This window comes from Vreelandella sulfidaeris Esulfide1 (genome assembly GCF_054072535.1).
Genome location: NZ_CM133364.1, coordinates 2553135 through 2565717, shown reverse-complemented (window position 1 = coordinate 2565717; position 12583 = coordinate 2553135). Strand labels below are relative to the sequence as shown.

General features: G+C 52.8%; 12 protein-coding genes. 7 read left to right on the top strand and 5 right to left on the bottom strand.

Annotated elements, in window-relative coordinates; translation table 11 throughout:
* The first annotated feature begins 22 nt into the window (after window positions 1-22).
* Complete coding sequence (locus ACW44H_RS12035; RefSeq protein ID WP_457504701.1) at window positions 23-598, top strand: elongation factor P hydroxylase; 576 nt, start codon at window positions 23-25, stop codon at window positions 596-598.
* Between the two features lie 44 nt (window positions 599-642).
* Window positions 643-1218 (top strand): hemerythrin domain-containing protein, encoded by a 576-nt coding sequence (locus tag ACW44H_RS12030; protein ID WP_457504700.1) that lies wholly within the window; start codon window positions 643-645, stop codon window positions 1216-1218.
* Window positions 1219-1306: 88 nt separating this feature from the next.
* On the opposite strand, the gene ACW44H_RS12025 is transcribed toward ACW44H_RS12030, so the two are convergent.
* From ACW44H_RS12025 to ACW44H_RS12010, 4 genes are all read right to left on the bottom strand, one after another.
* Window positions 1307-1756, bottom strand: a complete 450-nt coding sequence (locus ACW44H_RS12025; RefSeq protein WP_167408834.1) for a DUF2795 domain-containing protein — start codon at window positions 1754-1756, stop codon at window positions 1307-1309.
* A 65-nt stretch (window positions 1757-1821) separates the two neighbouring features.
* Window positions 1822-2817 carry a DUF2795 domain-containing protein gene (locus ACW44H_RS12020; protein ID WP_457504698.1) on the bottom strand — a complete coding sequence of 332 codons (996 nt, stop codon included), beginning with the start codon at window positions 2815-2817 and terminating at the stop codon, window positions 1822-1824.
* A gap of 141 nt (window positions 2818-2958) precedes the next feature.
* The gene (locus ACW44H_RS12015) at window positions 2959-3438 is read right to left on the bottom strand and encodes a hypothetical protein (protein WP_457504696.1); all 480 of its coding nucleotides are present in this window, start codon (window positions 3436-3438) and stop codon (window positions 2959-2961) included.
* Between the two features lie 15 nt (window positions 3439-3453).
* Window positions 3454-4305 (bottom strand): TatD family hydrolase, encoded by an 852-nt coding sequence (locus ACW44H_RS12010; protein ID WP_457504694.1) that lies wholly within the window; start codon window positions 4303-4305, stop codon window positions 3454-3456.
* Window positions 4306-4552: 247 nt separating this feature from the next.
* On the opposite strand from ACW44H_RS12010, the gene ACW44H_RS12005 reads away from it, so the two are divergent.
* Genes ACW44H_RS12005 through ACW44H_RS11985 form a run of 5 tightly spaced genes read left to right on the top strand, consistent with a single transcriptional unit; the run spans window position 4553 to window position 11442 of the window.
* Entirely contained in the window at window positions 4553-5794 is a 1242-nt protein-coding gene (locus tag ACW44H_RS12005; RefSeq protein ID WP_457504692.1) for an ABC transporter substrate-binding protein, read from the top strand.
* A 39-nt stretch (window positions 5795-5833) separates the two neighbouring features.
* Window positions 5834-7387 carry a fatty acyl-CoA synthetase gene (locus tag ACW44H_RS12000; RefSeq protein ID WP_457504691.1) on the top strand — a complete coding sequence of 518 codons (1554 nt, stop codon included), beginning with the start codon at window positions 5834-5836 and terminating at the stop codon, window positions 7385-7387.
* A 2-nt stretch (window positions 7388-7389) separates the two neighbouring features.
* On the top strand, window positions 7390-8532 hold the full coding sequence (locus ACW44H_RS11995) for an acyl-CoA dehydrogenase family protein (protein ID WP_457504690.1): 1143 nt from the start codon (window positions 7390-7392) through the stop codon (window positions 8530-8532).
* 28 nt (window positions 8533-8560) lie between these two features.
* A complete protein-coding gene (gene bktB, locus ACW44H_RS11990) occupies window positions 8561-9748 on the top strand; it encodes a beta-ketothiolase BktB (protein WP_457504689.1) in 1188 nt (395 codons plus the stop codon).
* A 41-nt stretch (window positions 9749-9789) separates the two neighbouring features.
* Window positions 9790-11442, top strand: a complete 1653-nt coding sequence (locus ACW44H_RS11985) for a fatty acid--CoA ligase (RefSeq protein WP_457504687.1) — start codon at window positions 9790-9792, stop codon at window positions 11440-11442.
* Between the two features lie 4 nt (window positions 11443-11446).
* Here ACW44H_RS11985 and ACW44H_RS11980 read toward each other — a convergent pair whose 3' ends face one another.
* Window positions 11447-12457, bottom strand: a complete 1011-nt coding sequence (locus ACW44H_RS11980; RefSeq protein ID WP_457504685.1) for an AraC family transcriptional regulator — start codon at window positions 12455-12457, stop codon at window positions 11447-11449.
* Window positions 12458-12583 lie beyond the last annotated feature (126 nt).

Below are 12583 nucleotides of genomic sequence, written 5' to 3'. Positions count from 1 at the left end.
TCAATGATAAACGAGGTCAAAAGTGAATCACCCGCAAGACCGATGGACGCTTGCCGATATTATCGCGCTCTTTGATGGCCTTTTTGCTAAACACTATCAAACACGCCTCATTCGGGGTGGCGAGGAACCGCTCTATTTGCCCGCCAATAACCAAACACCTTATCACCAAGTTATTTTTGCGCGGGGCTATTATGCCAGTGCGTTACACGAAATTAGCCATTGGTGCATTGCGGGTGAAAAGCGTCGCCAGTTAGAAGATTACGGGTATTGGTACTCGCCTGACGGGCGTAATGCTGAACAACAAGCTGCTTTTGAGAATGCCGAGATTGCGCCACAAGCATTGGAGTATCTATTTACCCTAGCGTGTGGCCGCACTTTTCATGTCAGCGTCGACAATTTGGGAGGTGCGACAGAAGTAGATCGTGAGACTTTTGAGAAGAAAGTCATGGCTCAGGCAGAGCGTTACGAAGAACAAGGCTTGCCCACTCGTGCTGATGCCTTTCGCCACGTCTTGACTGCTTACTATCAACATGAGTTGGGATGTGAAGCTGCAATTGCTCAAGGACTTGATAGGTTGCTGCGTGTACGACTATGTTGAAGGTGTCACTTAAATAGTCGTTACGAGTCAAAGGAGGGAATCTTATGACCCAGCACAACGCTAGCGGATCAGCTGCAGATGTCGTTGATATTCTGACCACTGACCACAAGGAAATGATGGAACTGGCGGGCCAAATCAAGCGCTCAAGCAATATAGAAGAGCGTAGAGACACAACCGAAACGTTAATTGCTGAGGTGATGCGCCATGCCGTTGCCGAGGAAATGTATGTTTACCCGGTAATCGAGAAGTCCATACCCAATGGGACCGAAGAGGTCGAGCACGACAAGCAGGAGCACGATGAAATCGTGCAAGTAATGAAACAGTTGGAAGATTGTAACGCTGCCGATCCGCTATTCATGGAAAGGGTCGAAAAATTGGAAGGGCTGTTGAGCCACCATGCAGATGACGAGGAGTCTGAACAGTTTCCCAAGATGCGGAAGCATATCTCAGGTGAACAGCTAACTGAGTTGGGTAAAAAGGTGGAGGAGGCCAAAAAAATGGCACCGACTCGTCCGCACCCCAGCGCGCCGCACTCAGAGCTCTTTCACAAGAGTGTCGGGGCAGGCGTAGGCATGGTCGACAGGCTTCGAGATAAGCTCAATGGCCGACAGACGAATTAAAAGCGTCTGATAAAAGCAGTCTTGCCTCAACGCAACTACTTGGTATGCTTGTAAACGAGCAGGCTGGAGCGCGCCACCTAGTGGCGCCTCAGTCTACCTTCTTCAGCTCCTGCGTGATGTCAGCCATGCTCTGATAGTGGTGATTACCGAACTGCTTCAGGATCTGCATTTCGTTTTCGCTAGCTTTCGAACCGGCATGGTTTATCAACTGTTCGCGATTAGCGGGAAACGTTATGCCAGCAAACAAACTGGCGAATCGCGCTGCAGAAGGTGCCTCCATGGCACGTTCACCGCCGGTCTTGCTCGGCTGGTTGTCAGGAGCCTTCTCATGAGTGCGCAACTCGCCGAACGCACGCGCTAATTCGGCGGCATCGCGGTACTCTTTGGCAGGAAGCTGCTGGATGATAGCTCTTACTTCACGGTCGTCGTCGCTTAACGTATTGACCAATTCACTGTGAGTTTTCGGAAACTCAACACCCTTCAGTGCTTTTTCAATATCTGCGGCAGAGATCGCCTGTTGGGGATGGGAGGTGAGCATGTGTCGCTCGTAGCGAGATTTCTGCTCAAACCCAGCTCCGCATATCTCGCAAGTAAACTGTGCCATCAGCGTACCTCTCCAAGCGCTTTTTGGATATCCGCCATTGTCTCGTACTCTCTCTTGGGAAAGTCGTTTAATACGTCAATGATGTCATCCGCAGCATGGTTGGTTTTGGCCTGTTTGAGTAAATCTGCCTTGCCGCAAGGGAAATCAACTCCCTTTAATGCCTTGGCAATCCCAGCCGCCGATGCCGAATCAGTGGCTGCTTTACCCCCACGTTCGCCCCCTTTGCTGCGATCACCTTCGGGTTTCTTCGCTTCTGGCTGCATCTCGGGCTCTGTGAGCGTGCCGCCTTCTAGTGCTTCAGTGGGCCATTCGCGCTTCTTTAATCCTAACGTCTTGAACAGGGCAGCTTTGCCGGTGATCGAGATGGATTCTTCACTGAGGTCGTCATGTGCGCCAATCAGCAGAAGCTGGGCGTTCTCATAGTCGAGAAGTTTGCCATCATCGACATCTAGCCAGCGTTTATCGGCGAACTTCTCCTCCAGGCGCTTGGGATAGTTAGGCTTGGCATCTGGAAAGCCAGGCACATCGAGAGAAGGATTGCGCACCGAGATGATGTAGCTCGCCTCGGCAAGGATTCCCAACTGTGACTGTGCTTTGCCAGGGGGCTGAGGTGTAGAAAGCCGGTAGGCTAAGCGAGAGCTGTTGTTGCGCATAAAGATCGCATAGCGGCCCTCACCGACGGGAATGGCTTCACCTTGCTCCTGCTCACCTTTGGTTTTGGTCTCATATTCAAGTGGAAATAGCGCTTCACCAATCGCCTTGGACTTACCGGTCATATCGTTCATCATCCACTCGCGGGCGGTGGAGGTTGGCTTGCCTTTCATAATCTCGGGCATACGCTTTTTGCCTACCAGAAACAGGCGGGCAGTATCATCGTCGTCCGGGACCAGCACGAGGTGAAGACGCTGAACGTCGTCAAGGTTCTGCACCTTTTGCGCATTGACCTTAGGCCGGTAGAAGAAATAGATATCTCCCTTCTCAACATAATCCGTCATCTGTCGCCTCCTGAACTAACATGGCTGATCAATTACCACTGCTATGTGAAAAGCAGTGTCCACCTTGTTGGTTAGCAGAGGTTTTTCTTTGGTGCAAACGCATCGCAGTGTTTTGGCAGTAAAACAAACGTTTGATAAAGCTTAATCCTCCTCTGTCAGCCGTTGATGCATCGACAGCATGACCTCCAGTTCGTGCTCTGGGCGCATCGGCTCTAACCCTAACTCGCTAAAGGTCTCGCGCCGCTGGCGATGCCATTCGCCTGGGGTGATAGCAGGGTAGAGCACAGACGCCGGGGCTAGCTCCACGAAAGGATCTAGCCCATAGGTGTCAAAAAGGCGCGCCAAAGCCGCTTCATCATCGCCATTGTCACTAGTGTAAAGCGTAGCGGAGAAATGGTCGTTCTCAAGCTCACGGATCACTTCAAGGGGGCTAACCCCCAGGCTCTCCAGCTCTTCGATGCTATACGCGCCCATGGCGTTGGTATCTTCTTTGATCCAGCTGTCGTCCGGCTGAATCAATGTTTGTTTAACTCGGCCATCGGGTAACGACCAGGCAATGGCGAGGGGGAGGCCATCATCTTCACCCGTTTCGATGGCGATAAACCCTGGATAATCGGCCACGCTAGTACTCCTTTTTTAAGATTCAGTGGGAAGACGGAAAAAACGTTGGGCAGTTCGTGTAGTAGCGTTGCCTAGCTCGGTTTCGCTGATGCCGCGCCACTGGGCAATCTCGCGCACTATCCACGGAAGAAGAGCGGGTTCATGGCGCCGCCCTTTTATTTTTGCAGGCAGGTTGCGTGGCAATAGATAAGGGCAGTCGGTTTCTACCATCATACGCTCAAGGGGGATATCACTTACCAGTGGGCGTAGATGATGTCCCCGTCGCTCATCGCAAATCCAACCCGTTAAGCCTATATGCAAATCTAGGTCGAGATAACCAAACAGCGTATCGCGGTCAGCGGTAAAACAGTGCACCACTGCATGGCTGATATCGTCTCTCCATGCATGCAGTATTTCTTTCATCCGCTGGCCCGCATCCCGTTCATGTAGAAACAGCGGTAAACCACTTTCCACTGCCAGAGCCAGTTGCGCCTCAAACGCAAGCTCCTGTTCACGGGGTGTCGAGAAGTTGCGATTAAAGTCCAAGCCACACTCACCTACGGCGACTACTTCGGGCATGGCATGCAGGGCCGCCATGGCACGCTCAAGGTTCGTGTCCCAGTGGCTAGCATCGTGAGGGTGAACACCCGCTGTGGCGTATAGGCCCTGATGCTGTTTAGCAAGCGCAACAGCTTGCTCGGCGTGGGCAAGATCGGTCCCGGTGACGATCATGGTGGTCACGTTTGCGGCCTGGGCGCGCTGAATAACCGCCTCAAGATCGCGACCAAAGCTTTCGTGGGTCAGGTTAGCGCCGATATCCACCAACGGGACGCTAGGGCGAAACTGAAGCGCTTCGGGTAAAAATCCATCGGCATAAACAGTAGCCAAACGGTACTCCCCATTTATGTATAAAAGCACCATTGTAACGTTATGCGCAGGCATCGACTAATGGTGTATTAAGCCTGGGGAGCTCAATCGAATGGCACGAATTGCAAAAAAACTGGCTTGATAGGTAAACAGCGAAGACGTATTTACGCCTAAGATGACCTTTGGCTATGCGCGCTTAATCATCAAGTTTGGTGCAATAACAACAATGAAGATTGATTCAATAACAACAAAAGAGAGTTCAATAACAATGCAGCTATTTCATCGTTCATCTCAACGCTTTGCTACTTCAACCCTTGCCGCTGCTATCCTCATGACTAGCTATGCCCCCAATGTTGTGGCTTTTGAAGGCATTTCTGACAATGAGATACGCATCGGCTATCTAGCGGATATGTCGGGCGTATACCGAGACCCCATCGGCCCGCTGGGCGAAGATGCTATTAACATGGCTATTGAGGATATAGGCGGGAGCGTTAACGGTGCCAATATCGTGGTGTTTAGCGCAGATGACCGTAACAGCCCCGATGTTGGCTCTAGCGTAGTACGCGAGTGGATTGACGAGCGTAACGTCGATATGGTCACTGGGCTGGTGGCATCTTCTGTCACCCTGGCAGCGGTGGGCTTGTTGGAAGAAGCCGATAAATTGGGTCTAGTGAACGGTGCCGTGTCGTCAGCCATTACCAATGAGCACTGCTCTCCTAACCATATCCATTGGGTGTATGACACCTGGGCGATGTCCAATGGAACGGCCAAGGCGATTACCGATGAGGGGCATAAAAACTGGTATTTACTGAGCGCCGACTATTCCTTCGGCCATGCGCTTGAAGCTGATGTCACACGGGTGGTCACTGAAAATGGTGGCACCATCGTGGGTAGTGCTCGCCATCCTTTTCCCAGCAGTGACTTCTCATCCTTTATGCTCCAGGCGCAAGCCTCGGGTGCTGATGTCATTGCGCTGAATAACGCAGGCGGCGATACGATTAACGCGGTGCAGACAGCCGGCGAGTTCGGTATTACCCAAGCCGGTCAGATTTTGGCCGGCATGGTGCTGTTCAGTACCGATATACGCAGTATTGGTTTAGAAAACGCTCAAGGGCTGCAGTTCACCAAAGCGTGGTACTACGATTTAAACGATGAAACCCGCGCCTGGGCGGAGCGCTTCCGAGAGCGTACCGGCAGTATGCCCACCATGGTGCATGCAGGGCTTTACTCCAGTACACGCCATTATCTTGAAGCTATTAAAGCCACTGGCACGGATGATACTCAAACCGTTCGTCAGCAAATGGGCGATACCCCCGTTAACGATATTTTCGCGACTGGCGGCCACATTCGTGAAGATGGGCGCATGGTCCACGATATGTATCTCGTGGAAGTTAAAACGCCTGAAGAGTCGCAAGATGAAGATGACCTCTTCCACGTTGTCCGCACCATTCCTGCGGAAGAAGCCTTCCGCCCGCTTTCAGAAAGTGTTTGCCCACTTGTCTCCAGTTAAGTCTTTGTCAATTCACTACAACAAGCTAAAGGAGTTGGCATGTTTGATCCGTCTGTTATCCAGCAAAACAGTATCGGGGCTGCTTTAAACCGCAGTGCACGAAAATACTCCCATCAGTTGGCGCTGGTGTTTGGCGAGCGCCAGTGGCGCTATCAAGCACTCAACCAAGCAGCCCGCCGCGTTGCCAATGGCTTGCTGGCAGCAGGGTTAGCGCCGGGTGATCGGCTGGCGGTATATGGTAAAAACTCCGATGCCTATGTCATCGCCTGGTTAGCCGCTACCAAAGCGGGGTTAGTGCATGTGCCGATCAATTTTGCGTTAAGCAGTGACGAACTGCGCTACATCCTTGAACAGTCAGGCGCTACAGGTTTGCTCAGCGATATTAGTCTCGCCGACAAAGTGAGTGCGGCCACCGAAGGCCTAGACATCGCCCTGATGGGAACCCTGCATGCCGATCAGGCACTGGATATGCAAGGTTTTGATGTGCTCGCTCATGCAACGACAGCGCAAAACGATCAAGAGCCCAACGTGTCAGTCGATGGCACAAGCCTCGCTCAACTGCTCTATACCTCGGGTACTACCGCTGCGCCAAAAGCCGCCATGATGACTCATCAGGCTTTAATGGCTGAGTATATGGCCTGCATGGTCGAGCTGGATATCAAAGGCAACGATGCCATGCTCGCCGCGCTGCCGCTCTACCATTCAGCGCAAATGCACGTCTTTTTAATGCCAGCACTGTTGCTAGGTGCGCCCGTCTATTTGCTAGAAGCGCCGCTGCCCGAGCTGTGTTTAAGCGCGATAGCTAATCATCATATCGCGTCATTTTTTGCCCCACCCACGGTCTGGATCAGCCTGCTGCGCTACGCTGAATTTGAGCGCTTTAACCTGAGCGCCCTCAATAAAGCCTATTACGGTGCTTCAATTATGCCGGTACCGGTGCTGGAGGAACTTCAGCAACGTATCCCAGGGGTAGGGTTATACAACTGCTATGGACAGAGCGAAATTGCCCCCTTGGCGACCGTACTGCGTCCTGAGGAACATGCCGAACGCCCAGCTTCCGCCGGGCGCCCCATTCTGACGGTGGAGACCCGCATCGTCGATCTCGATATGAATGACGTACCTCACGGTGAACACGGTGAGATTGTCCATCGCTCACCACAGCTTATGAAGGGTTACTGGGATAAGGCGCGCATGACCGAAGAGGCCTTCCAGGGTGGTTGGTTTCACTCTGGCGATGTGGGCTATTTCGACGAAGCGGGCTATCTCTATGTGGTCGATCGCATTAAGGATGTGATCAATACCGGTGGCGTGCTAGTGGCCAGCCGTGAAGTAGAAGAGGGGCTGTTTAAACACCAGGCGGTTTCTGAAGTAGCGGTGATCGGTCGGCCGGATGAGAAGTGGATCGAAGCTATCACTGCCGTCGTGGTAGTGAAAGAAGGACAGTCGGTTAGTGAGGAAGAACTGATCCAGCACGCCAAAACGTTAATGGCCCCTTATAAGGTACCTAAGCACATTATTTTTACCGATGCCTTACCCAAGAGCACTGCAGGCAAAATCCTTAAGCGCCACTTACGTCAAGATCTCAAGGAGTGAGTATGGACGAGGAAACGACCGAACTGTTTCACGTCATGATCAAACGTTGCCTAAGCCAGGAAGTCGCGCCTTACTATGATAATTGGGAGGCTGCAGGCGAAATACCACGCTCACTATGGCATGCATTAGGCGATGCTGGCCTACTGGGCATCGACTTAGACGAAAAGCATGGTGGCGCAGGGGCCGACATTGCCATTACTCAGTTAGCACTGGAAGAGATGTCTCGACAAGGCTTTGGCGGTTTAGCTAGCGCCTATAATATCCACGCCAACATCGTTATGCCCTACATACAAAATTTGGGCTCGCCTGCCCAACAAGCGCAGTGGCTGCCGGCTATGGCGCGTGGCGAGGCTCTAGCGGCTATCGCGATGACTGAGCCACATGCCGGTAGCGATCTGGCGTCCATGAGAACGCGAGCGAAGCGGACCACCGATGGCTGGGAACTCAGCGGCAGCAAGACGTTTATCACCAATGGTCAGTTTGCCGACCTGGTCATTGTGTGCGCCAAAACAGACCCTTCCGCCGGCGCCAAAGGCGTTTCGCTGTTTTTGGTTGATACTCATTTGGCTGGCTTCTCCCGGGGGAAACCAATCCAAAAGATCGGTCAGCATGCCAGTGATACCGCCGAGCTTAGCTTTGATCAAATGCAGTTGCCTAACGAGGCTCTGTTGGGCGAGGAGGGGGCCGGTTTTCGCTATTTAATGCAGGAACTGCCCCGTGAGCGTTTAGGCGTAGGGGCGCAAGCCCTAGGAGCTGTAGAAGGCGCGATGGCGCTTACCTTGGCGTATGTTCAGCAACGCCAAGCATTTGGTCAGCGGGTAGCGGACTTTCAAAATACCCGTTTTACTCTGGCCGAGATTAAAGCCCAGCTGGACGTGGCTCGCGCCTATTTTGAGCATTGCGTCGAGAAATATCGGCAGGGCACCATGAACAGTACGGATGCGGCGATTTTAAAACTGCAGCTAAGCGAGCTGCAGTGTCGCGCGGTCGATCGCTGCCTCCAGCTGTTTGGTGGTTACGGCTATACCCACGAATACCCCATTTCACGTTTTTATCTGGATGCCCGTGTACAAACTATTTATGCCGGTAGCTCTGAGATTATGAAGGAAGTGGTAGCACGCTCGCTGCTGGGTAAAGTGGCCTAATAAGACGTTTAGATGACAGGAGAGAACCATGCGGTTGGATGATGTGGTGATTCTAGGCGGGGTAAGAACCGCTATCGGTAGTTTTGGCGGGGCGCTCTCAACGATGGCGCCGTTTGAGCTGGGTGCGATAACCGCGAAAGAAGCGTTGCATCGATCAGGCGTAGAGGGCGGTGATATCGATCACTCGGTATATGGCCACATTATTACCACCGGGGCCCAAGATGCCTATCTGGCGCGGCATATTGCGCTAGAAGCCGGCGTGCCGAAGGAAGCAGGTGCTTTCAACGTCAATCGACTGTGTGGTTCAGGGGTGCAGGCAGTGATTTCTGCTGCCCAGCAGATTGCGTTAGGTGACAGTCGTTTAGCGCTAGCGGGGGGCGCTGAATCAATGTCACGAGGAGCTTATATGCTGCCTCCTCAAGCAAGAAATGGCGTGCGCATGGGTGATGTGAACGTTCAGGATTTAACCTTGGGTGTGCTGAGTGACCCTTTTGGAAGCGGCCACATGGGCTGCACGGCAGAGAATATTGCTAACCAGTACGGTTTAACCCGTGAACAGCTGGACCAGTTTGCCTTTGAGAGCCATCAAAAGGCGGCACGGGCGATTGCTGAAGGTCGTTTTGAGTCACAAATTGTACCGGTGGAGGTCAGCCGAGGTAAGCAAACGAAACTGTTTACACGCGATGAGCATGTACGTGAAGACGTTCAGCTTAGCGATTTAGCGCGGCTAAAACCCGCCTTTCAAAAAGAGGGCGTGGTCACTGCAGGCAATGCATCGGGCATTAACGACGGTGCGGCGACGTTAGTATTAGCCCATGGCGATGAGGCTAAACAGCGCGACTTAATGCCCAGGGCACACCTGCGCGTTGCCACGACGGCAGGCGTTGAGCCAACGCTGATGGGGCTGGGGCCGATACCTGCGGTTAAACGCTGCCTGCAGCAGGCGGGGCTTAGTATCAACGATATTGATGTGATTGAATCCAATGAAGCCTTTGCTGCCCAAGCCATGGCAGTGGCAGAAACGCTCGGCTTCCCGCTCAAGAAATTAAACCCTAACGGTGGGGCGGTTGCCCTGGGCCATCCGGTAGGGGCCACGGGCGCTATTTTGATACTTAAAGCCCTATACGAGTTGGAACGTATTAATGGCCGCTACGGATTGATCACACTCTGTATCGGGGGTGGGCAAGGTATCGCCCTTCTGATAGAGCGCGGTTGACCTGTCTTGATCGCCACAAGAACAAGTTAAAAGGAATTTTTATGCCTTCAGTTAACCCGAAAATTTTATCTGCCGCGCCTTCTGCCACAAACCCTGTCCTAATGATTGGCGATCTGCTGGAGGCGGGTGTCCGTATGGCGGGCAACAATCAGATTGTCTACCGGGACCAGAGCCGCCATGGCTATGAGCGGTTTCGTGAACGGGTGCACCAATTGGCCCATACGCTGACTTCCCAAGGTGTGCAAGCAGGCGACGTGGTGGCCGTTTTAGATTGGGATAGCCACCGTTACCTAGAATGTTTTTTTGCAATCCCGATGATTGGCGCCGTATTGCATACGGTGAACGTACGCCTAGCGCCTGATCAAATCCTCTACACGATGGAACATGCCGAAGACGCTTTTGTCATCGTACACGAAGAATTTTTACCACTGCTTGAGCCACTGGCTGACAAACTACCGCAAGTGCGCGGCTACCTGCTGTGCCAGGAAGCGCCGAAAGCCGTCGATACCGCACTGCCACTGGTGGGCGAATTTGAGCACTTATTAAGCCAACAGCCTGTTCATTACGATTTTCCTACCTTTGATGAAAATGCCGTTGCGACTCTTTTCTATACCACTGGTACTACGGGTAATCCCAAAGGTGTTTTCTTCACCCATCGCCAACTAGTACTGCATACCTTGAGCGAGGCCAGCGCTTTCCAAACCCCCGGCTTTGAATTGCTCAACCGTGACAAAGTCTATATGCCGATTACCCCCATGTTTCACGTTCATGCCTGGGGTGTGCCGTATACCGCCACGCTGATGGGGGCTACTCAAGTTTATCCGGGCCGCTATGAGCCGGAAATGCTGGTAAAGCTGCTGGTTAGCGAAAAGGTCGATTTTTCCCACTGTGTACCGACGCTTTTAAATATGGTGGTCAGCGCCGAAGCGATTACCTCAAAGCAGGTCGACCTCTCCGGCTGGAAAGTATTAGTCGGCGGCAGTGCGTTAACCGAGTCCTTGGCGAGCAAGGCATGGGCGTTAGGAATCGATACGCGCAGTGCTTATGGTATGTCGGAGACCTGCCCGCTCCTCACTGCCGATATTCTGCCTCACGATATTGCCGAAGCTGATTTTGAGACTCAACTACCCTGGCGCTGTAAAGCGGGCCTACCGATTCCAATGGTCAAGCTTCAAGTCGTCGATGCGGACGGTAAGCCGCTACCCAATGATGGTAAAAGCGTGGGTGAAGTTCGCGTTCAGGCCCCCTGGTTGACCCAGGCTTATTACAAAGAAGAGGCTCGGAGTGCAGAGCTTTGGCGTGACGGCTGGCTGCACACTGGCGATGTAGGTTCGCTTGATGAGCGGGGCTTTCTGACTATCAGCGATCGTATCAAGGATGTGATTAAAACGGGCGGCGAGTGGCTTTCGTCGTTAGAGTTGGAGAGCTATATCAGCCAATGCCCCGGTATTGCCGAAGTGGCGGTGATAGGCGTAGCGGATGAAAAGTGGGGCGAGCGGCCGGCCGCGCTGGCTGTCCCCGTCGATCTGAACAACCCGCCCACCACTGAAGTCGTGCAGGCGTTTTTAGAGCAATTTGTAGCTCAGGGAAAACTCAATCGCTGGGCGATTCCCAGCATGATTCGCTTCGTCGATGAGATCCCCAAAACCAGTGTCGGCAAGTTGGATAAGAAACGTATTCGTACCGAAATTTAGACGATTAGCGGACATTGCCCGCTGTGCGTGCTTTGCGGTACGCGGCGGGGGAGTTACCTGTCCAGCTTTTAAAAGCACGGCTAAAGCAGGCTAAATCCTCAAAGCTTAGCGCCTCCGCGATGCTAATCAGTGGCTTTTCACTGCAGGTGAGTGCCTGAATAGCGACGTCGCGGCGGTACTCGTCCTTGACCGCTTGAAAATGGGTGCCTTCCATTTTTAGATGCCGGGCCAACGTGCGTGCAGACATATGAAGCGCATCGGCGGCGCTATGCACCGTACCTGCCGTCAACAGATGACGTGAGAGGTGTTCGCGCACCCGGTGAGTGAGCAGGCGATCAGCAAACGACACATAGAACCAGTCCGCCGGGGCGCGCTTTAGAAAAGCGCCCAGATGTTTCTTGGTTTGGCGGATAGGGTGATCCAGCAAACCACGATTAATGTAGATCGCGGTTTGGGGCTGCTCAAAGCGCACCGTACCAGGGTAAAAATAGAGATAATCAGCGCTGTGTGGGGGCTGTGCGTAAGCGCACTCCATCAAAATGGGCGGTATTTTACGTGCAATCATCCATGACGCGATGCCATGAAACAGCTTGAGCATTAGCTCGTGAATTAAAATACGGCTACCCAGCAAGGGCGCATATTCCACCAGCCCCATGCGCGCGAAATCTCCTTCAAGGGTAAACGCATAGCCAAAGTCATCGAGCAAAATACGGAAGAACTGGGTATAGCGGTGCAGCGCTACCTGCAAGTTCGGTGCATCCAACATACTTAAACACAGTAGTTTTAAAGTGCCACCTCGCAGCGGGCGGGAGAAAAAGCCAGGGGTTTCGTCATCAAGTTCGTTTACGAGTCCGCGATACAGCTCAGCAAATTGTTCAACCGTCACCCGACCATGGGGAGCCGAAAGCAAGAACGGCGAAATGCCCGCCTGTTCTAGATAGTGCGCAGGGGGTGCAGAATTAGGTATACCTTTAAACAGTTCATTTACAAAATGCATCGAGACGGTCACCGTCACTGTCAGCCCGCCTTTGAAAATAGTGTTTTAGATAGGGTTATTCTTTTCTCTGGCTGAACGTTATCACGCTGTCGGTTTGCTCTCTATAAAGTCGCGACCTAGTTCCCCCTCCCAGCGCACGCATGC